Here is a 22,830-nt window from a genome sequence, read left to right as displayed (position 1 = left end):
TGATTATCAGCAACAAACTTAACTTCCTTAACTAACTCACAGAGTATATCTTCGGGATAAGCTAAGTCATATTTAACGGCTTAAAAATACCGTAAAAAGCGCTTCCTTTATAGTTATCATCACCTGAACTTATTTCTTTCTAAATGCCATAGGCCAGGCCTTTAGAGAAGGCTTCCAGAAAATTATTGATTAACACGTTTCGATGAGTGTAAAGACTACCATATCCGTTATACAAACCATTCGAATTTGTGGGTAAGATGCTTCATTAGATTTATTCGTGGAGCGATAATAGGCGCAGTTTGCTTTTATTGTCAGGTGTAGGCCAAATACCCTCAACTACACCATACAAATTTAGGCGCTCCATTGACAGCGTTCGGCGTAAGAACCTTATGATAAAGGGTATCTTTATTGACATGACAGCCTAGCCTTTTTAGGGCCTTATGTTACAGTATTTATTGACAAATAATGGAATTATTGAGGTAAAAAATGGAGTTAGTTGATAAGGTAAGGAACAGGTTCTTTGCTAAAAAATAACATGCAGACGACGGCTGAGACCATGTCAAATATGGGGTGTTTTCTTAACCTAATGGCGTTAGATTATAGGTAAAATCAATATCTGGGCTTAAGCTATCTGATAAAGAAGAAAATTCACTAAAACGATTAATCGAAGTGCGAGAGCTCCTCAAAGTTCCATTACAAATCTCACGATCTTTTAGGTGATCGATTTTTACCTCACTTCAGCTAAAGAGCAACTTGTTTTTCTTAACTGAACGCCCTTAAAGCGAAAGTTAGGTTGGTACAATCTCAATCAAAACAAGTTTTAGATGATATCAAAAATCAATATTTACCTAAATCGCTGCTTGGTAACAAAAAAGAATTAAAAAATATATAAAAGTATTTTTCAAATATGGCAGCAAATCCAATTATTAATAAAAGCATTATATCAAAAATTTCATCTCTTTTTTTTCACCACCTTAGGTGCTATATTAAAACATCGCCTACAACATGAACCTAGGCATTCATTAACTTCAATCAACGCAATGAGATAACAATAGTCAGCAAAGTACTGGCCTAAAATGGTTATCATTTTTTTAATGCTCAAAAAGCAATTGCTATTGTTTAATATGTTATTGAACGAACGTTGAGACCTAAAATATGAAATTATTTTCCAACGATTCACCATTAGAAAACACCAGCTTTCGTGCTATTATTTTTGCCGAAATAATGGCAATCATCCTTCATTTTGTTTTTATTATTGTTTTTTACATCAATGATATAACACCGCTTTATTACTATAATTTTTTCAGTATTGCTTTGTATTTATCAACGATCTATATTGCATTAAACTATTATCACTACCTCCCCTATACAATAATTGCCATTGCATTCGAAGTATTAAGTCACCAATTCCTTGCTATCTATTTACTCGGCTGGGATTATGGTTTTCAATACTTTTTTATTGCTATTGCGGCCTACTTTGCTATTGGCGGTTATGTCAAATTTGCGATTCCGTTAATACTCACTGTAATAAGCTTTATCTGCTTAATAGCAACCTACTTACTCAGTAATTACACCGTTGCAGCCTACAGTATGAGTGTTCAAGCACAAGAGTCGTTTTATTTATTAAATATGATTGTGACTTTTTTGATAACATCAACCACCCCACTGATTTATTCATTTTCAGTAAAGCAATATCAATCAATATTATTGTATGAATCTAATACTGATACCTTGACCAAACTAAATAATCGAAAACGAGCAATGGAGTTAATTGAGGAAGAATTTAGTCGCAATAATCGTGAACAATCGGAGTTTGTTTTATCAATTGCAGATATCGATAATTTTAAAAAAATTAATGATACCTATGGCCATGATATTGGCGATACCGTCCTTGTAGAAATTGCCAATGTTCTTCAAAAAGAACTGCGTCAACATGACATTAAAGCAAGGTGGGGAGGGGAAGAGTTTTTATTTATGTTACCTGACACAAATATTGATAATGGGATCATAACACTGAATAAACTGCGACAAAGCATTTCAAAAATTAAAGTTCCTTTAGCGCAAAGGGAGTTAATGGTCACAATGACATTCGGCATCGCCAGCTCTACATCCTCGCATGCTCCAGAAAATATTATAAAGTATGCAGATAATGCTCTTTATAAAGGAAAAAGAAACGGTAAAGATCAAGTTGTTCAAGCACTTAATGATTTTGCTTAGGCAATAATCGATACTTTGTAACCTATTTATCAACAACAAAAGAAACTCAATCACATTCACTACTACCATTAACAACGTTGGTTTAAGTAATAAAACTTAGCAGAATGGCAACCAATTTCACAAATTAATCGTATTACAACACTTAACAACACTCTGATGGTTTATTATAAATTACTTTACTATAATAGGATTTTTATATGCCGCGCCTTATTTTCCCCCTTTTATTATGTTCTTTTCTAATTGCTTGTACAGCTACCCCGGTGTCTGACTATGCTCTAGGCCATGACTTCTCACAATATAAAACGTTTACTTTTGTTATCCCACCTGAAAGCGCCGTAGTAAGTATTGATAGCAAGCGAATAGAAGATGAAACCGCTGCACAACTGAAAGTCAAAGGGCTTAGCCAAACACAGCCACAAAGTGCTGACTTACAAATAAACTATCGACTAGAAATGACCACAGAGCTCGAATCTAATGGTGGCACTTTCGGTTTTGGTATTGGCTTAGGTCGAGCTGGCATTGGCATGAGCACCCCCTCTAGTTACAATGAAAACCAATATAATAAGCTAGTAATTGAGTTTATAAACCCTGCTAGTAAATCGATAATATGGCGGTCTATTTCTCAGAATAAGCTAACTGATACAATGTCAGCCCAGCAACGAAATGATTTTATTGTTAAAGAAATTGCGCTTATGCTCAGCGATTATCCACCGCAAACCAAGCAACCTTAGCTCAGGAAAGTTAAAACAATCTCCTATCAAATTTTTTAGGCAGTATTGCAAGTTACTGTAACAACAATACTGCCCCCTTCAAATTTCTTGACCAAAGGTTTTAGGGCTTAAGGTTCAATAAGTAATAGCAACTTTCTCCCACTTGTCCGTTTAAATAAGACCTTAAGTTTCCTATAACATCATTTCTATTCATCATTTGGTTCAATCAACGATCTAAAAATAAGTTAACCGTTAACATTGCAATTAGTAGTAATTATCATTACCATTTGATTTTTGTAAAAGAACGACAATTGATAAAATTAAAGACGGCATCGATCAACACGACACTTAGCAGAAATAACTAACAAGTATTTCGCTGCAGATTGAACACAATTTAAATGCCAAAGATCAGCAGTCTCAATCAGTCAATGAATAAACAGTGAGTGGACGTTTTGGTAGATAATACGCATTTCACAAGAATAGAGCGCATTCTTGACTATATACATAATAATATCGACTCTCCTTTAAGCGTTGAATCTCTCGCTAAAAAAAGTTGTTGGTCTCGCTGGCAGCTACAACGTATTTTCCTTCAAGAAACAAATCAAACCGTCGCACAATATGTACGAGAGATAAAGTTAAGTCGCGCAGCTGAACAACTTCTTTTAAATACCAATAGAATTATGGATATTGCCTTAAATTGTGGGTTTAACTCTGAAATAAGCTTCAACCGATCATTTAAACAACTTTTCCAGTGCAGCCCAAGTGCCTATAGAAAACGTGGTCAGCACATCGGATTAAAAACACCTTTAATATCGTCAATGCCTAATCATCAGGCTTATGAAGTCAAAAAAAGATTATTACAAATACGCTTTGATTACCAAGCTGACTTTTACTTCTATGGTGTTAGCGGTCTAATCCAAGGAATTTTTGCTAAGCAACCTAATTATAGCAAGACAATACCGCTTATTTGGCAAAAAATGGTCGACACAACCGGCATTAAGCCACCTTTTAAGAAACCAGTGATGGGTGTGATTGATACAAGAGAAAACCAAGATCATGCATCAAGCACTTATTGGGCAGGGTATAAAGTAAACAACAAAGAAACCAGCAATTTAGCGTCTGAACATTTATTACATGTCCCAGCACAAACCTATGCGGTCATTCCACATACAGGTTTAGTTAAACACCTGGATTTAACGATACAGTGGTTTCTTTCTACTTGGTTACCTCAATCAGACTATCAATCAGTTGAAGGCTTTGACTTGGAAATTTATCAAGCAGGTTTTGATATTCACAGTAACGAATCAACCATGGAATGCTTTATTCCTATTCAACTTAAACCTTGTTAAGCACCGCTTATTTTTATAAAAACCACTTTATTGAAATAAATATCAATCATGCCCCAAATTGTTAAGTTTATTGTTAAGTAGTGCTTTAGAATCAAAGCATGATAATGATTCCCATTTAGAAATGGATTTATGAACAACTTGAGGTACTCATGAACAAGCAACATACACGGTCAATTCTTGCACTTTCAGTCGCGGCAGCGCTTGCAGCACCCTATACTGCAATGGCAGATGAAGCAGACAAACAAGGAACCTATTTTGATACCATGACAGTCATGGGAAAAACTTATCGAAACACTGCAACAAAAACAGTATTAGAACCAGAAGAAACGCCGCAGGCGATAAATATAATTGATAATGAGCAGTTAGAAATCCGTAGTGTTAAAACATTAGGGGAAACCTTAAAGTACACACCGGGCATCACCTCAAATAATTATGGTTCAGAAGCCACTTTCCTAGATGTATTTAATATTCGTGGCTTTAATGTTAGCCAAAGTTATTATAATGGTGTCTCACTTCAAACCTTATCGGGCTGGAACTTACAACCACAAATTGATCCGATTGCACTTCAACAGGTAGAAATATTTAAAGGGCCAACCTCTGTTTTATACGGCGCAATGCCTCCTGGAGGAATGGTCAATTTAATCGGTAAAGCACCACAAGCGGAAAATAATACAACCATTGGAGCTTCTATCGGCACTGATGATTTAAAAGAATTTTCAATTGATTCTGCAGGACAAATTGGTGACAGTGATTTTAACTATCGTTTTGTAGGGTTAACCCGCCAGTACGATACACAAACATCACTTTCAGGCAATGAACGTTATGTTATTGCTCCTTCTATTGATTGGAATATCAGTGATAAAACGCTATTAAATGTAAACCTTTATTATCAGAAAGATCCTCAGGTAGGTAATAACACGGCGATGCCAGAGTCAATACTGGTCAATAATGATAGTGATTATTCTGTCGGAGATAAAAATTGGAATGATACAGAGCGTAAATTTTTATTAGCAGGTTATAAATTCCAACATGAATTTGAGAACCAAATAACCTTCATGCAAAATTTTCGTTACATGAAAGGAGAGTTTGAGCAAAAAAACTCATACACCTACAGTTATGATGCCACAACAGGTGATTTAGGCAGAGCCTTATATTCAACTCAAGAAACTTCTGAAGGCTTTGTATTTGATAACCAACTTTCTGCTAACGTAACAACCGGCGATGTTGACCACAACCTCCTAATTGGAGCTGATTTTCAAAAACTAGATGGCGATGCTGAATATGCAACACATGGTGTATCAACCTTTAATACATTTACACCAAACAATAATATGATTGATGCCAGCAAACTCACAAAAACAGTCTATTCCGACGATGATATTCACAGTAAACAAGTGGGGATATATGCACAAGATCAACTGCAATGGGGTAGCTTGATTGTTATCGCTGGTTTACGCTTTGATCAATATAATGCCGATGGGACATCCTACGGAACAACCTATAAAACCGATGAATCAAATCTATCCTACCGTGTAGGTGCATTATATGAACTTGATAACGGTATTTCGCCTTTTGTTAGTTATGCGACTAGCTTTGAACCATTAAATACCTCTGGTTACGAACCTGAAACAGGCGAACAAATTGAACTTGGCTTGAAATACATGTCCTATGACGAATCTATTTCCGGTTCCGTTGCATTGTTTAATATTGTGAAATCAAATGTTGTTACCGTAGATCCTACAACTGTGGGTTCAGGTTCATACAGCTATGTCCAAATAGGCGAAGTCACCTCACAAGGTGTGGAGCTTGATACTAAATTCCAGTTAACAGACTCATTCGATCTTGCAGTAAATTACACCTACTTAGATGTTGAAGTGACTAAAGATACTTTATATGAAGGCACAACCCCGCTTTATAACCCAGAACACTCTGCAAGTTTATGGGCCAACTACCAAACGGATCAAGGTCTGCTTCGCGGCAGTCGGTTAAGCGCAGGTGTTCGTTATGTCGGTGAAATGCAAAAAAATACAGCCAATACCCAAGGCATGGTACCAGACTACACTATTGTAGACTTATCAGTTGGTTATGAACTAGGCAACGTCTCATCTTCATTAGATGGTGCGACGGCAAATGTGATTGTTAGTAACTTATTTGATACTGATTCATATGCTTGTTATGACCAAGATAACTGTTGGAATAACGCAGATCGCAGTGTTGAGCTAAAAGTAAATTATAGCTTTTAATGCAGTGGGCGGTGCAAGCCGCCCTTTACCATGATAATTGAAAAGACAAGCACAATTAAAAATACACATACAACCAAAAATGCAGATGCCCTTACTTCCATGTTAGATTTATGCAGACAGGTAATCCCCTACCTAAATGGAAAATTTGAAGATCCTCAGCAACAGCAAATACTCAACAATAATAATGAATGGCTTACCGGACAAGCGCAAGATTACCAAACTATTCAAGCGCTAAAAGCTGATTTACAAAAACAAAACCCAGATGCAGGCAGTGCTTATTATCAAGCTCGACTATGGCATCTACTTTGTTGGCAACCTATCTATATCACTTTCATTAGTGTTTATGGTTTAAAACAACTGCCTGATTTTACTGGCTTCAAACAACAACGCCAACATAATGCAATTATCGGTTTTGTTTTTCAAAGTAATAGCGTCAGCACAGGCGAAATAGATCAATTAATCACACAGGCAGCAAAGCAATTAAAACCACTCATTGAACACTATCGAATACAGTTAAATTCATTACACCGCTGCCCGTCTGGTTATGCAGGACGTTTTATCGCCGACTCAATAATGAGCAACTTACTTAGGGTCCGCGAGTTCGATGCAGACTTCAATGATCAAACCATACTAAAGCATGCAAAACGATGGCTTAATGCTTTCGCACTACCAGAGAAATTAGTTAACTCTTTACAAACCAATACAGAGAAACCTATTAAACTAATTAGGACAAGCTGCTGCCTTGCGGACAGGATTAATGAAAAACTTTGTGCCGATTGCCCTAAAGCTAACAAACTTAGATACAAATAATAAGACACCTAAACGAATGACAATTAATAAAAAAATATCACATTCCACTTTAACCGCTAAAAATTTAGTCGTTGGTTACACTACCCCTGTTGTAAAAGGTATCGACCTTGAAATACAACCGGGCAAAATGAACATTTTAATTGGCTCAAATGGTTGTGGGAAATCAACTCTCTTAAAGTGTTTAGCCCGTGTCCTCATCCCAATCAGTGGTGAAGTTTTACTTAACGATCAGAATATTCATTCTCAGCCAGCCAAACAAGTCGCTAAAATAATGGCCTTATTGCCACAAGGACCTATTGCACCGGAAGGTTTATCAGTTAAAGAACTGGTTGCCCAAGGTCGATACCCACATCAAAGCTTTTTAAAACAATGGAGCATTGAAGACGAAGCCGCAGTGATGCAGGCAATGCAACAAGCAAATATTACTGAGTTGGCAGATAGTGCGATCGCCGAGCTATCAGGCGGACAAAGGCAACGTTGCTGGATTGCGATGGTACTTGCTCAACAGACAGACATTATTTTACTCGATGAACCGACCACCTATCTCGACCTAAAAGTACAAGTAGACCTATTGGAGCTATTAACTGAGATGGCCCACCAGCATCAACGGACATTAGTCATTGTTTTACACGAATTAAACATTGCAGCTGCATATGCAGACCATTTAATTATGATGAAAGAAGGCAAAATTTATGCGCAAGGGACAGCGCAAGATGTGTTTAATGCTGAAAATCTAGCCAGTGTATTTGGTTTAAATGCAAAGGTTATAACTGATTTAGAATCGAATACGTTAATTTGTATACCTATAAAAAAACGTGGTCATAAGGAAAGCTTATGAAGCGCCAGCAATGGTTAGGAGCGACAGGTATATCGCTGATGTGTTTATTACTTATTGTGGCGTTAGTCATTCACTTATCAATTGGTACTAAAGTCATCTCTATTTCTGATATTTTGCACTCTTTCTACACATACAATGAAGATAACTTTGACCATTTGATCATACAAGAATTACGCCTGCCACGCGCGATGATCGCTATTTGCGTCGGAGCCTGTTTAGCGGTTGCAGGCGCTTTAATGCAAGGTGTCACGCGCAATCCACTCGCGGATCCAAGTTTGTTAGGCATGATGACGGGAGGTGCTTTAGCGGTAGTTTATTGGTCTACCTTTGTCACTAATGCATCATTAATATGGTTACCTGTTGTAGCAGCCGTTGGTGCACTCATTAGTGCGATCATTGTTTGGAATATTGCCGCTCGAACCCATGGCGGTATTACGCCACTTAGCCTGATTTTATCAGGGGCCGCATTTACGGCTTTTTCGGGTGCTTTACTTGCCATCCACCATCTATTAGATGAACAAACCTTTGAAGAAATGAGAACGTGGTTAGTTGGTTCATTATTAGCCAGTAATATTGAGACACTATATTGGTGCATTCCCTGGATAGTAGTCGGTTTAATCGGGGCAATCGTCTTAGCTCCTAGTGTGACGGCCTTATCCATGGGCGAAGAGATCGCAACGGGTTTAGGTATCAACATCCGCCGCCGTAAATGGCAACTTCTAGTGTGTATCGTCATCTTAACTTCAGCGGCTATCGCTCTCGCGGGCCCCTTGGGGTTTATCGGTTTAGTGATCCCGCACGTAGTGCGTTTTATAGTGGGTGCGGATTATCGGTGGATCATTCCCTACTCAATACTACTTGGTGCAGTTTATTTGTTATCTATTGATAGCCTTGCAAGATGGTTAATACAACCACAAGAGATCGCAACAGGTTTGATTACTATATTAATGGGTGCGCCTTTGTTTATTTGGTTAGTCAAAGTGAAGGTACGCTAATGACCATGTCAATTCGATTATGTAAACAAAAAATATCATTTCAAGTAACTAAAATCGCAGCAATCTACACAACCTGTTTATTACTCGCTTTAATTGCTGTTTTTATGTTTAGCCTGATAAGTGGCAGTTACCAACTTTCCTTAGTAGACAGCTTTTTCAGTCTAATACAACAACAGCCATGGATCAGCGACTCACAGGCTACGTTGATTATTTGGGAGTTTCGCTTACCCAGAAGTTTAGTGGCGATTTTTAGCGGTGCTTTGTTTGCCCTGTCAGGCACATTATTACAAAATCTGACGCGGAACCCCTTGGCAGATCCAAGTCTAGTAGGCATTAGCCAAGGAGCAGCATTGGCCGTGGTAACGCTAACTATTTTGTTCCCTGATTATATTGATGGCTGGCGAGAAATATCAGCTTTTATAGGTGCGATTGCAGTTGCTGGTATTATCCAATTATTACGCGGTAAAGGTAATTCACTAAAGTTTATTTTATTAGGGGTAGGAGTCGCTGCTTTCATCAGTGCGCTTATTTCTACTCTATTAACATACGGAAAATTACAATCTGCCATGTCGGCACTCTCATGGTTAGCAGGCAGCACCAATACAAGCAACTGGCATGATGTAAACGCTTTAGGCTTGGCTTGTATTGTTTTAATGCTACTAGCGATAAGCCAAGCCAGAACAATGATAGTGATTAGTTTAGGTGATGAGGTCGCTGTTGGTTTAGGTGTTAATTTAAGGAAAACCATGTTGTTACAGCTTGCTACCTCCGTAGCTGCAGCTGCGATTGCAACTGCGATTGTAGGACCGCTGGGCTTTATCGGTTTATTAGCCCCACATTTGGCAAGAAAAATCCCCCACAACGGTCCGGCCAACCACTTACTATTGAGCACATTGGTAGGGGCAATATTAGTATTATCAGCCGATATTATAGGCAAAACTCTTTTTGCTCCGACACAGATAGCCGCAGGTTTGGTGACCTCATTAGTTGGTGCCCCCTTATTTGCTTATTTATTAATAAAAAAACAATTTTAAAAAAGGAATAGATATGAAATGGATAATTGGCTTAATGAGTTTATGCTTTAGCCTCTCAGTGCTAGCTTTTCCAACCTCTCTAGCGCATAAATACGGCACCATCGAGATCGACAGACAACCAAGTCGCGTTGTGATTGTTGGTCATCTTGACCAAGATGATGTTTTATCTTTTGCTGTCAAACCATTAGCAATACGTGATTGGTATGGCAACCAACCCTTTGCGGTTTGGCCTTGGGCACAAACCTTATTAGGCGACAGCAAACCCGTCATATTGGATGCTAGAATACTCGATTACGAAGCTATTGCCGCATTAAAACCAGATATCATTATCGGTGTATCTTCGGCAATGAATGAAAAAGAATATTTAAAATTAAATGCAATTGCTCCCACTTTAGCACCACCAGCTGGATATGAGGATTGGACAATTCCATGGAATATCAGGCATTTAATAATAGGTAAAGCATTGGGGTATCAAGCACTTGCAGAACAACATATTCAATCTTTACAACAAAAATTAACACAAGCCAAAAGCGCTCATCCCGAATTTAAAAATAAAACCGCTAGCGTTGCATTTTATTACAATAAACAACCCGGCGCGTATGCAACTAAAGACTTACGTTCTGGTTTTTTAATGGATCTAGGTTTTGTTATTCCTCCTGAAATTGATCAAATAGCAGGAGATGCTTTTTATGCGTCATTCAGTGAAGAGCGTTTGGATATTTTAGATAATGATATTGTAGTGTGGTTGGCTTCCCAAGAAACCATTGAAAGTGCAAGTACCAGTGTTTTTCGTAAACGTATGCCCTTTTATAAAAATAAAAAAGAATACTTTACCGGTGACCTAGTTGGCGGTGCTTTTTCATTCTTTAGTTACTTATCGATTCAATATTTATTAGATGAAATGCTGCCAGAGATGTCCAAAATAACCAAATAAGGAACAAACTCTAATGTCATGACAGTTAGAATTAGATGCAACTTAATTCAGAACGTATGCGTTCTAAATTAAGTGCATCAGCAACAATAGCTTGAAGAAAGGGCTACGATTTTTGAACACTACCAAAAGCAATCAGAAAAATACTCTTTGAATAGTTTCAGCATATTAGGTTTTTGTTTATACATTTGGCCAGTTTTCGCAACCGTCTGATTAAAAGTCTCAGCTCAGTATTATTTGCAGTTAAGGTTCGTTTTAATTTGAGCAGTAAATCCGTGGTTTCTTGGCAAGCGGAATGATTGGTTTGTTCAATGAACGAGCCGACAACACGTTGATATAGAACAATACAATCATTGTTCAGCCATAACAGCCGATAATTTTAGACCAGAAGTTTAAATAAAAAAGTCTTTGAACCGTATCTGGACTTCGCCCCTACTTAAGTAGGGGCTTGTTGGGTTTTATTTTCAAAAACAACAAATAAAACGGCTATTTACCAAGTTTGGAAAGCATTTCAGGTTTCATGAATTTATGAATAATTACCATAAATAAAATAGAAGGAACAAGTAAAATCAATGCGGTAATAGATGCAATTTGATAATTCCCCTCCATGCTCGCGGTATACAGTAAAAGTGGCAAAGTATTAATGTTTGGAGAGCCTACAAAAAAGGTCCCTGTAAACTCATCTAATGACTCCAAGAATACAAAAATACAGCTGGCAACAAGTCCAGGAGCAGCCTGAGGCAAAACAATATGGAAAAATGTATAGATAGGTCCTGCACCTAAATTACGAGAGGCACGTTCCAACATTGGATCTGTGGAGCTAAATGCAGCCACACTGATCCAAATAGAAAACATCAAACCATGCACACTGTGCACTAAAACCACTCCTAGCAACGTACCATTTAGGCCGAAGTCATAAAAAAGTCGAGCAATATTCATATACACGGTCAGGTTTGGAAAAGCCTGTGGGATCAAAAAAAGTAACATCCAAAACACACGAAATGGCATACTATTTTTAGAAAGTGCGTACCCTGCTGGCACAGAAACTAACAGGCAAACAACCACTGTTAATATTGCAATTAACAGGCTAGTCAGCAATGAACCAGATACATCACAGTAAGGATTGAACACTTGTAGCCAGTATTTAAACCCCCATTGCGAAGGTAGCGAGTTTGGAAAATACCAACTTTCTGTTACTGTCCAAATGAGTAGGTTTACAATAGGACCGAACATCGCCAAAGCGAGCAGTAATATGAACAGACTTTGTAACCAAAAACTGAAACGTACACTGTAGATACTAATTCCACTAAAATAATACTGTTTTTGTGTAGCGATCATGAAATAGCTCCTTTGTCTTTCAAATTCTGGCGTAAGTAAAAGTAAGCCAATCCACCACATATACAGTACGAAACTAGGCCAAGTGCATTTGCAACATGATAATCGCCATAAGAATTAACTCGAAATGCCATATCGGCAGTCATCATCGTAGGCGTACCTGTACCTATCATTAGTGGAACTGAAAGCACTGACATAATAGTTACCGTCGATAACACCATAGCAATCCCTATACTTGCAGTAATTTGAGGTAATATTATTTGAACTAAAACTCGAAACCTAGATGCACCTAAATTACGTGCAGCTTGGATTTGAGAGTCGTCTAAAGCGGCCATTGCGCCAGATATTAATAACGTAGAAAATGCCATTTGTTTCCAAACAAATGTAATAATGATCCCTCCCCAACCTAGAAAAGAGATTGTTTCCATAGGAGTTAACAATCCAGATTCGATAAATGCATTATTCATTAATCCATTCTTTGCCAAAAATGTACGCATCATTTGTGCCGTTACAATAAAAGGAATAAACAACGGTAAACGATAAAGAAAAGCCAGTAAGCCCACTAAAGAACGAAAAGGCGATAAAGTGATAAGTGCTGCAATAGTCACTGATAAACTTGCTAAAATAGACACTGAAACGAATACAATAAAAATAGTAAATAACATGTCTTTTGAATATAGATCAAAAGCTTTATACAAATGTGTCAATGTGAAACCTCCACCATCTAATGTAACGGCGGAATAAAGTGAGAAGCAAAGTGGATATAAAAAGAAGATGCCAACCATCAAAGCGGCAGGAGCGACTAACCAAAGATTGTGTGATTGCATTTGACGCATATTTTGTCCCGGTAACGTTCATAAGTTTAAATAGCTCTGAGTGATAAACTTCAGAGCATTAATCAAGTAACAGCACTCTAAGGCTTAGTTAGATACTTTTCGTTCGTAACCTTCTTTTATGTCATCAAAATAAGGTCCAATTGGAAAGCTTTTTCCATACTTTGCTAAGTCATTTGGTGTAATTTCAGCAAAAAGTTTTTCCCATGTTGCATTGTCTAACTTGTTTTTAACATGCTCAGCATCAATACCTGGATACCAGTTAAAGCGTTTCACAATACCTTCAGCCTGTATTTCAGGACTAGTTGCTAACTCAATGAATTCACGTGCAAGTTTTGGATGTGATGCTTTTGTTGGCGTAACATAATACATAGGCTGCCCTGGCATACCGGGTGCTATCAAAGACAGTTTCAATGAAGGAGGGATTTTACCTTGTGCTTTCCAGCTGTAGAACATATCAACCCATACAGGCCCCATGAATATTTCTCCACGATTCAGCATATCTAACGTCCCAGCATTACCTGGCGTAAAGGTAATGTTTTTATTAAACTCTTTAAGGTTTGCAAAAGCACTATCCCACGATCCCGCAATTTCTTTTTCATAGGGAGCCGTTGATAACTTGTCAGCATTGCTACCATAGGCGTAAATCCAGCCAGTAACAAAACTCACGCCAGACATACCATTTTTAATCCCGTTGTAACCAAAGGCTTTAGGATTTTTTTGCGTCCATGTTATTAATTCATCGTAAGATTTTGGTGGATTGGAAACAAATTCACTGTTATATGCAATCGCTGTTTGGCTATGAAACATAGGCATAACATAACCATCCACATTGACACCAAGTGCATTTTTAGCACTGTCTCGCGTAGCCAGATTACCAGTACTAATGTCTGCTCTATACTTTGAAAGCAGGCCATCCTTCACCAGCTCCCCACCTATTTTTTGGTGGACAACAGCAACATCAATATCCCAAGTAGCAAGCCCACTACTATTTTGTGCTGAAAGTTTCTCCATGATCTTATGAGAGCCTGCATCTCCTGGTCCAGTTCCAACGACCTTTACTTTCACACCAGGGTGCATCGCCTCAAATTTTGGAGCTAAATAAGACTTAACGTAATCCACCATATGTTGGTTACCTGCAGAAACCACATTCAAAGTAGTTTGTGCATTTGCAAAACTTGAAAATTGGGTAAGACCAATAGTGGCAATTGCTACCAGTTTAGTTTTATGAAACATAATTCATCCTTATTAATTTGATAGAAATGGTTTAGTTTTTTTCGAGTACTGAACTTTTTACGTCTGCTGCGTATATATGCAGTGCTTCGGGTAATATATGTAGAGTCACGGGAGTTTTCCCAGGCAGGTGCTTATAATGTTCTGCCTGTATTATGTGCTTCCCGCTGCGCACACTAATTCTGTAGCTATTGCCAAAAAAAACACTTTGCTCGACAGTGCCATTAATGATTAACCCCTCATTTTGTTGCTGATTTAACTCATTATTAATAGTGGCTTGCAATGATATTGAAACGTTTTCACTGCGAAAATATATACTCAGATCATCGGGAGGCAGGTTGATATTTAAACTAAAACCAGGGTCCTGAATTGGCCATACAATGTGATTATCTGCCCCCATAAAATCAGCAACAAAAGCCGTACTTGGATGATGGTAAATCTCTTCCGGCGTACCAATTTGTTCAATTTGTCCTTTATTTAATACCGCAATACGATCAGCCATTACCAACGCTTCCTCTTGATCATGAGTCACGATCAGAGAGGTAAAACCAAGTTTCTTTTGTAATGCTTTAATTTCATGGCGCACACTCAACCTAACTTTGGCATCAAGGTTCGAAAGAGGCTCATCTAATACCAAGACATCGGGCCGAATAGCTAATGCTCGCGCTAATGCGACTCGCTGTCTTTGACCTCCTGATAGTGCAGTGACTTTTTCTGCTTCTAAACCAGCCAATTTCACTACATTCAACAATTCTGCAACTCGAGTTTCGATATCTGCACGTTTTACTTTTTTAACTTTTAGCCCGTATGCAACATTTTGTTCGACAGTCATATGAGGCCAAAGCGCATAACTTTGAAACACCATGGTGATATTCCTTTGCTCTGCGGGCAATTGAGAAATAACACGTTTATCTGAAAGTATTTCTCCATAACTCAAAGGAATAAAACCACATAACGCATTTAATAAGGTCGTTTTTCCACATCCAGAAGGACCAAGTAAAGCAATCATTTCCCCTTGCCTAACTTCTAAGTTGATATTATTCAAAATCAACTTTCTCCCATAACCTGCCTGTAGGTCTTTTATATGTAAATGCGTCATCTTTGCTCCAGTGCGATAAAAAGGTTATCGGAGGTTTTTAAATTTTTTCAAAAAATGAACACGTGTTCATAGATTTGTAAAAAAAATGTAACCTTTAACCGACATTATGGGGACCTACTTTGTCGGAACTTTATGACAATTCTATGAAACTAAAAAAAAATTATGAGGCAATATGAAAATTGATGTGATTGGTTGTGGTAGCGCGTTCTCAAAACACAGTAATACATCTTCAATTAGAATTATCGATTCGCAGGAAAATCAATGGCTCGTTGACTGTGGACCAACTGTACCTAGAGCTATTTGGCAACGAGATATTGGAGTAAACGAAATACAGGTTATTTATTTTACTCATATCCACCCTGATCATTGCTCAGGATTAGCGGCTTTAATAAACCAATGGAAAAGTTTTAAAAGAACTGAACCGTTAACCATTTTTTGCCAGACAGAACAAAAAGAACCGCTTGAAGCGTTAGTCGCATTATCAATTTGGCCAGAGAAAGTGATATGTTTCGAGATCCATTGGCAGGAAATCAGTGATTCTTTTGAGTGGAAACACTGGAAAATTGACACAGCTAATACGCAACATGAAATAAGCAACCGTGCGCTTCGTATTACAGCGGAGCAACAAACTTTATTTTTCAGTGGAGATGGTCGCCCCACTGTAGCAAGCAAAAAATTGATGAATAAGGCTGATATTGCATTTCAAGAATGTGCCTCTTTTACACCTTTACCACACAACTCTTCTCATGGTGATTTACCAGATTGTGAACGATTATTAGTAGAAACAGATGTAAAAATCTTAGGGCTCTACCACCTCTTTGATGAAGTCATCCCAAAAGTCTCTGAGGTCGTTCAATGCATACCTAGGTTATTTTTAAGTAAAGATGGATTATTCATTGATTTAGAAGACGAAAATTACATTCAAAAAATACAAGCTTCTACGCTCTTGCAGTAAGGATAAAATCGTGAAAAAGACTCAAAACAGTAGATCTGTGACAGCTGAAGACGTCGCTCAACTTGCAGGTGTTTCAAGAGCGGCCGTTTCTCGAACGTTCAGTAATAACGGTAGTGTTGCCCCAAAAACGAGAGTCAAAATAATACAAGCGGCCAGTGAACTTGGTTATCAAATAAATTTTTTAGCGCAGGGATTAAATCGAAAACGTAGTCAGTTAATTGGTGTAATCGTCGCGCGATTAAGTGATCCTTTTCGTAGTAGCTTATTAGAAGCACTACTAAGTGAAATTCAAAGAAAAGGATACCAGGCGCTAGTAACAGAAGTACAAGGTGCTGACGAATTAGAAATGACTATCCGCCGTTTTACACAATTTAGAGTCTCTGGCGTAATTGTAACATCAGGCCAACCCCCTGCAGATCTAGTAAAAGAATGTGTTCAACACAATATTCCAGTCGTTGGTATCAACCGTCATATGGACATTCCCAATGTCGATTTTGTCTGTTCTAACAATAACATGGCGGCATTACTCGTTTCAAAGCAATTCATAAATTCAGGCTGCACTTCTGTTGGTTGGCTGAATTACAAAGGCTCTACTTGGTCTGGCATAAACCGAGGAGACACATTTCGCCAGGTAATTATCAATAAAAATATTTTTAATGAATCAGACTTTCTCGAAATAATAACCGAACTAGATGGCTATGAAGGCGGAAGGCGAGCCGCACATGATTATTGTAAACAAATAAAAAAGGTTGATGGTATTTATTGCGCCAATGCCCAACTGGCTTGTGGATTTTTGGATGGTATGCGTGAAAATGGCTTTGATGCTCCCATTAATTTTCAGATTATTGGTTTTGACAATACCCTTCAAACATCACAATACAGTTATCGTTTAACAACTATCCACCAAGATGTGTCCACCACAGCACAACGGGTTCTAACTTGTCTAGAAACAAGAGGACAAAATCCTCATATCATTCAACGTTTCGAAGAAATACCCGTTAAATTAATCATTAGAAACACCTCTCCACATACAGATAATATAAGGACATAATAAAATGCAAGAGCAATACAAGATATTAGAAACAGCAATCAAAAAAGCCGGAAAATATGCACAAGAAATTCGTCGTTCAGGGATATCCGTGACAATAAAAGACAAGCAAGATTTTGTTTCAGAAGCAGACTTAAGTATTGAAAGTGAGCTAAAAAAAATTATTAAAACCTTATTTCCTGAAGATGGATTTTTAGGAGAGGAAAGTGGCTTGACTAAAGGTGTCAATAAAGATGGCATTTGGGTGATAGATCCCATCGATGGAACAACTAACTACCTTCAAGGAATGGATTACTGGTGTATTTCTGTCGCTTATGTTGTAGAAGAAAAAATTGAAATTGGTTTCGTATATGCCCCTGATAGAAATGAGCTGTTCTTTGCTGAGCGAGGTAATGGATCTTATTTAAATGGCACTCCATTGATAATGAGAGAACCAGAAGAGGGACAAGCAATTATTGGTATAGGTCGCTCTAACCGCCGTCCTTTGTATGAATACTTGGAATTGCTCACTGATCTAGATACAAAAAATATTGAACACCGTCGTTTTGGTGCAGGTGCATTAATGCTTGCCCATGTTTCCTCTGGATTGGTCCATGGTTATTACGAATCTCATCTTAACAGTTGGGATGCTTTAGCCGGACTATTATTGATCGAGGAAGCAGGTGGAAAAACATCTGCTTTTCTGGAATGTGACGGTTTGTTGAACGGAAACCCAGTATGGGCGGCAAGCCCACAGTTATGGCATAAGTTGAAAGAGTGACACTGTTAAGAGGAGACGGTAATAAATACTGTGTAACTACCCTTTAAAGTCAATAGACTGATTATAGCCTAGTTACTTATTGTACGGGAGCGGGTTAAAATCAATGGAGACAGCGAAGAGGTAACGATCGCAAACTGTTGATTTTTATTGTTTTTTTCATTAGCATCTGGTATAAAAAGGGTGGGAAATATCGTAGAATAACGCAGCTTTCCAAACACCCGTTGTCGCTACAGCCAACCTTATAGTTGTATTATGTCAACTTATGGTTGTAGCGACACCCGGGGCTTTGTAACCGATATGCCGTCGATACTAGCTACCAATTGCTTTTTTTACATAAACATCAAAACGGTTTTTCTTTGTCTTAATACTCATTGATGGTTTTTTATCATTTAAAAAAGGCGCGTAATCAGGTCGCTTCACCACCACTCTATATTTAGCTGCTGCTAAGGCAACGTCTAATAGATCATCGGCATCTAAGTCGGCACCAACAACCCCCTGAAAAACCCGCATCTCTTTTTTAACTAAGGCTGACTTTTTCTTATGCGGAAACATCGGGTCTAGGTACACGACATCAGCTTGATGTTGCTGTAAATACTCGTAGCCACTGGCATGGGTTAAGCGCATACGTTGTTGCATCCACTCTCCAATTTCAGCATCTAAATAAGCCCGCTCTAAGCCGTCTTCCAACAAAGCAGCAGCCACTGGCGAACGCTCTACCATATCCACATCACAGCCCAGTGAAGCAAGTACAAAGGCATCTCGTCCTAGACCTGCTGTTGCATCTATCACATGCAATGTCACACCTGGTTTCATACCAATGGCTTTAGCAATAGACTGCCCTTTTCCGCCACCAAATTTCCTACGATGCGCCACAGCACCAGACGCGAAGTCAACAAAGACTAAGCCTTGTTTGTTATCATCCAACTGCTCAAGCGCTAAATATTCCGGCAACAATCGTAGTTGAAATAATTCACTTCGAAGTGCGGTAAATCCCCACTTCTCACGTAGCTTCTTTGCTTTAGGTGCAAGAATATTTTCATTACAGACTAATGCAATATCCATTAAAAACCATCCTCATACAATGACTCTGATAATAATACCATCATATCAATAGGCACAGGCTTGCCTAAGTGGTACCCCTGTGCATAATCGACACCAATTTCATTTAATTTTTCGATAATCTCTTCACTCTCTACATATTCTGCAATGGTTTTTTTACCAAACAAATGACTCAATTCATGGATCGTTTTAACAATACCAAAATCCTGAGCATCATTTGCCATGTCTTTAACAAACACTCCATCTATTTTCAGGTAATCAACATTCAACCGTTTAAGATAACCGAATGACGATAAACCAGTACCAAAGTCATCTAATGCTAACTTACAACCTAATTTTTTTAATGAATTAATTAATTTAGCAGCATTACTAAAATTGCCTATGGCGACGGTTTCTGTGATTTCAAAACAAAGTTTTTCCAGCGGTAGTGATGAGTGACTTAGCAGACTCACAAGATCTTCAATAAACTTTGGATCACCGAGTGACTGACCAGATAAATTAATAGAACACATGTTTAATTTAAACACATGCTCAGGATGATTTTTTAACCAGTTAATGGTTTTAGTGATAATAATCATATCGATTTTATCAGCTAGGTTGTAACTCTCCGCAATCGGGATAAATTTTGCAGGCGGTGCAAGCTCACCATTTTCATCAATCATTCGAGTTAATATCTCATAATGTAGGTAATCATCACTACCATTAACAGGTTTGATCAACTGTGCATACAGACAAAATCGAGATTCATCTCGTAATGCATCTTGTACTTTATTGACCCACACCACCTCTTCACGGCGAAGCTCTTCCTGTTTATCTTCTTCGTAGATATGGATCCTATTTCGTCCAGATTGTTTTGCGGTATAACATGCGCTATCAACACAACTTAATGCATGTACACCACCACGACCAAGTTCTGTAAACTCAGCAAGCCCGATACTGACCCCCAATGAGAAATGATTGCCTTCCCATAAAAAATAATGTTTGCCGATTGCTGAGATTATCTTTTCTGCCGTTTTGTTAGCAATGTCAAGTTCGGTTTGAGGAAAAATAATAGCAAACTCATCGCCGCCTAATCGGGCAACCATTGCGTTAATAGGAACACTTTCAGTGAGAATAGTAGCAATTTGTCGTAATACTTCATCACCGGCATGATGTCCGCAGGTGTCGTTAATGATTTTGAATTTATCCATATCCAAATACATCAAACAACAAGGCGATTTATGCGAGTCTATTTTATCTAAGTTTTTGTCTAATTGACTTTCAAAAAATAATCGATTTTTTAATCCAGTTAAATAGTCATGTGATGCACGGTAATTTAACTCTTTAGACAATTCATAGCGCTCAGTGATATTTTCACATACTAGAAAGTATTGATCATGATCATCGATTTTTCGTACGCGTTCATTGATCCAAACTTTACGGCCATTCTTTGTCGAATAAGATACTTCACGAGATAACAACATGCCCTCTTGATCGACGCATTCTGCTAGATAATCTTTTAAATCGGTGAGGTTGACTAATTCTGAATACAGAGTGACCAGATTACGACCAATTAGTTCGCCATCATAATAACCTAACAAATTACAGCCAAATTTATTACAGGATAAAATTAACCCTTGAGCATTTAGCATTAACAACATAGAAGGGCTTTCATCTAATAGTAAGTTAGAACGCTTATTGGCTTTTTCAACCTCCTCTTCAACCGCTTTAATATCACTAATGTCCCTAGCTTCAACAATAATTGAGGTTGTTTCGTTGCCCTGTAATGCTGCATTTTTTACCGGTTGAATGAATACATCAAACGCATGCTTTAATTTATTTTTGTCAATTAAAGCACATTCAAAACGCGCTGTTTTACCAACCCTTGCTTGTCCCATGGCAGACTTTAATTTCTTCTTACTCTTGGCATCATTTTGCCACCAAGGAGTGTCCCATAATATACGCCCAGCCACTTCCCCTTCTTGCATTTGTACAAAGTCTAAAGCGGTTTGATTGACCATTTTAATTTCACCAACCAAATCAAGCATAAAAATAAAATCGTAAGAGATATTAAAGATATTGATGACGCGATCGTGTTTATTTTCAACTAAAGCAGTATCCTGTACCAACCTTGAATATTTACGCCAGCCCCAAAAGAATAAGCAAAGAAAACTAAGGACAATAAGTAAGAGGGTTAATAAACTACAATCTGTTTTATACTTATTCTCTTTTTTATTAATAACACGGTAGCCAATCGGGATATCACTTTCGTGCAAGCCCCAACGTAACAATTCTGGATATTGAATAATATACTTATTACTCAAACTAACTTCGACGGGTAAATCTTCTATCTTAGCACCGAGTGTTATCTGTAAGACTTTATCTGCAGCTGCTTGCCCTTGTGCGAAACCACTGGTGACGACACCTCCAATGACTCCTTCCATCAAATCATGTTGATTAATAACAAATAATGGCACTCTTGCAGTCGCTGTTATTGCTTTTAAAATTTCAGTGCGGTTAACAAAAAAACCGCCTTTATCACGGGAAAAATCATCAAATATAATCACTGAATCCTTAGCAACTTTGTTAATTTTATTTAATAAGGATGCCTCACTCTCGTTGTTCAGTATGTTCAATGTAGGTTTTAATCGTAGTGATAATTGCTGAATAGCTTGTTCAGAGATTTGTCGAGTAAGCGGACGACCAGTAATAATGTAGATATTCGTTGTTAACGGAAATAATTGTGTAGATAAGCGCATTGTCTCAAAAATATTTTCTGACTCTACAATCGCAGATATTTTATGTGTAAAGGCGGGGAGTGACGTGTCGCTACTTTTAATACCAGTAAAAACAATGGGTGTGTTAACAAATAACCTTTCACCATATTGTTGTACTAGTTTTAATGCATTTTCGCCACTGACGATAATGGCATCAAAATATCGAGTATCGAACTTTCTAGATAAAAAATCGACATGCTCTATTAGTGCCCGCTCTCCCATGGCTTGGTTGCTATCAAGATATGAGACATACAAAGAAATATTGCTATCTTTAAATTTATCTTCAATACCCTTTTGAATTTCACGGGTTTGTTCATTGCCTTGATAACCTGAATGTAGGACTAAAACTTCATCAGAAATCGCATTGTTAGCATAAACACATGCGCATAACAAAACGCCCAAAAACGTGATTTTATCAAGGATAGCTTTAAAGAACGTCAATATAATTTCCAAATCAAATTAGATGCTTATTGAATGTATTATTTTATTTAAACACCAAATTAGCCTGATAAATTAAAGTAGTCTATAAATCACCAACAATCCACTTAAAACCCTATTACTTGCTGTTTTTATTACACTAATTTGAGTAAATATAGATTATTAAGACAAAAAAAAACCAGTCAAA

The 22,830-nt window shown here is 37.8% G+C and carries 18 protein-coding genes; 12 read left to right on the top strand and 6 right to left on the bottom strand.

The window, feature by feature from the left end; genetic code table 11:
- Positions 1-1,155: 1,155 nt before the first annotated feature.
- The 9 genes from H5084_RS05680 to H5084_RS05640 all read left to right on the top strand — a co-directional run bounded on the left by H5084_RS05680 (position 1,156) and on the right by H5084_RS05640 (position 11,130).
- Positions 1,156-2,217 carry a GGDEF domain-containing protein gene (locus tag H5084_RS05680; protein ID WP_182689831.1) on the top strand — a complete coding sequence of 354 codons (1,062 nt, stop codon included), beginning with the start codon at positions 1,156-1,158 and terminating at the stop codon, positions 2,215-2,217.
- 197 nt (positions 2,218-2,414) lie between these two features.
- Entirely contained in the window at positions 2,415-2,948 is a 534-nt protein-coding gene (locus H5084_RS05675) for a DUF4136 domain-containing protein (protein WP_182689830.1), read from the top strand.
- Between the two features lie 422 nt (positions 2,949-3,370).
- Complete coding sequence (locus tag H5084_RS05670; RefSeq protein WP_182689829.1) at positions 3,371-4,276, top strand: AraC family transcriptional regulator; 906 nt, start codon at positions 3,371-3,373, stop codon at positions 4,274-4,276.
- 149 nt (positions 4,277-4,425) lie between these two features.
- Positions 4,426-6,519, top strand: coding sequence for a TonB-dependent siderophore receptor (locus H5084_RS05665; RefSeq protein WP_182689828.1), 2,094 nt, complete (start codon positions 4,426-4,428; stop codon positions 6,517-6,519).
- A 30-nt stretch (positions 6,520-6,549) separates the two neighbouring features.
- On the top strand, positions 6,550-7,329 hold the full coding sequence (locus H5084_RS05660) for a siderophore ferric iron reductase (RefSeq protein WP_182689827.1): 780 nt from the start codon (positions 6,550-6,552) through the stop codon (positions 7,327-7,329).
- Positions 7,277-8,167, top strand: a complete 891-nt coding sequence (locus H5084_RS05655; protein ID WP_220485904.1) for an ABC transporter ATP-binding protein — start codon at positions 7,277-7,279, stop codon at positions 8,165-8,167. The genes H5084_RS05660 and H5084_RS05655 overlap by 53 nt, the downstream gene beginning before the upstream one ends.
- Positions 8,164-9,162, top strand: a complete 999-nt coding sequence (locus H5084_RS05650) for an iron ABC transporter permease (protein WP_182689826.1) — start codon at positions 8,164-8,166, stop codon at positions 9,160-9,162. Before H5084_RS05655 ends, H5084_RS05650 begins: the two co-directional genes overlap by 4 nt.
- Positions 9,162-10,196 (top strand): iron ABC transporter permease, encoded by a 1,035-nt coding sequence (locus H5084_RS05645; protein ID WP_182689825.1) that lies wholly within the window; start codon positions 9,162-9,164, stop codon positions 10,194-10,196. The genes H5084_RS05650 and H5084_RS05645 overlap by 1 nt, the downstream gene beginning before the upstream one ends.
- Positions 10,197-10,209: 13 nt before the next feature.
- On the top strand, positions 10,210-11,130 hold the full coding sequence (locus H5084_RS05640; RefSeq protein ID WP_182689824.1) for an ABC transporter substrate-binding protein: 921 nt from the start codon (positions 10,210-10,212) through the stop codon (positions 11,128-11,130).
- 483 nt (positions 11,131-11,613) lie between these two features.
- On the opposite strand, the gene H5084_RS05635 is transcribed toward H5084_RS05640, so the two are convergent.
- From H5084_RS05635 to H5084_RS05620, 4 genes are all read right to left on the bottom strand, one after another.
- A complete protein-coding gene (locus H5084_RS05635) occupies positions 11,614-12,465 on the bottom strand; it encodes an ABC transporter permease (protein ID WP_182689823.1) in 852 nt (283 codons plus the stop codon).
- The gene (locus tag H5084_RS05630; RefSeq protein WP_156916080.1) at positions 12,462-13,298 is read right to left on the bottom strand and encodes an ABC transporter permease; all 837 of its coding nucleotides are present in this window, start codon (positions 13,296-13,298) and stop codon (positions 12,462-12,464) included. The genes H5084_RS05635 and H5084_RS05630 overlap by 4 nt, the downstream gene beginning before the upstream one ends.
- A gap of 84 nt (positions 13,299-13,382) precedes the next feature.
- Entirely contained in the window at positions 13,383-14,531 is a 1,149-nt protein-coding gene (locus tag H5084_RS05625) for an extracellular solute-binding protein (RefSeq protein WP_028868101.1), read from the bottom strand.
- A gap of 31 nt (positions 14,532-14,562) precedes the next feature.
- A complete protein-coding gene (locus H5084_RS05620; RefSeq protein WP_182689822.1) occupies positions 14,563-15,627 on the bottom strand; it encodes an ABC transporter ATP-binding protein in 1,065 nt (354 codons plus the stop codon).
- Between the two features lie 172 nt (positions 15,628-15,799).
- Between H5084_RS05620 and H5084_RS05615 the strand changes: the two genes are divergently transcribed.
- The 3 genes from H5084_RS05615 to H5084_RS05605 are packed head-to-tail and all read left to right on the top strand — an operon-like array spanning position 15,800 to position 18,390.
- Entirely contained in the window at positions 15,800-16,582 is a 783-nt protein-coding gene (locus tag H5084_RS05615; protein ID WP_182689821.1) for an MBL fold metallo-hydrolase, read from the top strand.
- A 10-nt stretch (positions 16,583-16,592) separates the two neighbouring features.
- Positions 16,593-17,633 (top strand): LacI family DNA-binding transcriptional regulator, encoded by a 1,041-nt coding sequence (locus tag H5084_RS05610; RefSeq protein WP_028868104.1) that lies wholly within the window; start codon positions 16,593-16,595, stop codon positions 17,631-17,633.
- Between the two features lie 4 nt (positions 17,634-17,637).
- Positions 17,638-18,390 (top strand): inositol monophosphatase, encoded by a 753-nt coding sequence (locus tag H5084_RS05605; RefSeq protein ID WP_182689820.1) that lies wholly within the window; start codon positions 17,638-17,640, stop codon positions 18,388-18,390.
- A gap of 309 nt (positions 18,391-18,699) precedes the next feature.
- Here H5084_RS05605 and H5084_RS05600 read toward each other — a convergent pair whose 3' ends face one another.
- Positions 18,700-19,452 carry a class I SAM-dependent methyltransferase gene (locus tag H5084_RS05600; protein ID WP_028868106.1) on the bottom strand — a complete coding sequence of 251 codons (753 nt, stop codon included), beginning with the start codon at positions 19,450-19,452 and terminating at the stop codon, positions 18,700-18,702.
- Positions 19,452-22,646: an ABC transporter substrate binding protein gene (locus H5084_RS05595; protein ID WP_182689819.1), complete on the bottom strand. Its 3,195-nt coding sequence runs from the start codon at positions 22,644-22,646 to the stop codon at positions 19,452-19,454. The genes H5084_RS05600 and H5084_RS05595 overlap by 1 nt, the downstream gene beginning before the upstream one ends.
- Positions 22,647-22,830: the final 184 nt, after the last annotated feature.

It is taken from the genome of Psychromonas sp. SR45-3 (assembly GCF_014163575.1).
In the GTDB taxonomy this organism is placed as follows: Bacteria; Pseudomonadota; Gammaproteobacteria; order Enterobacterales; family Psychromonadaceae; genus Psychromonas; species Psychromonas arctica.
The sequence above is the reverse complement of the archived record's forward strand: the minus strand, read 5'-3'. Positions and strand labels throughout refer to the sequence as shown.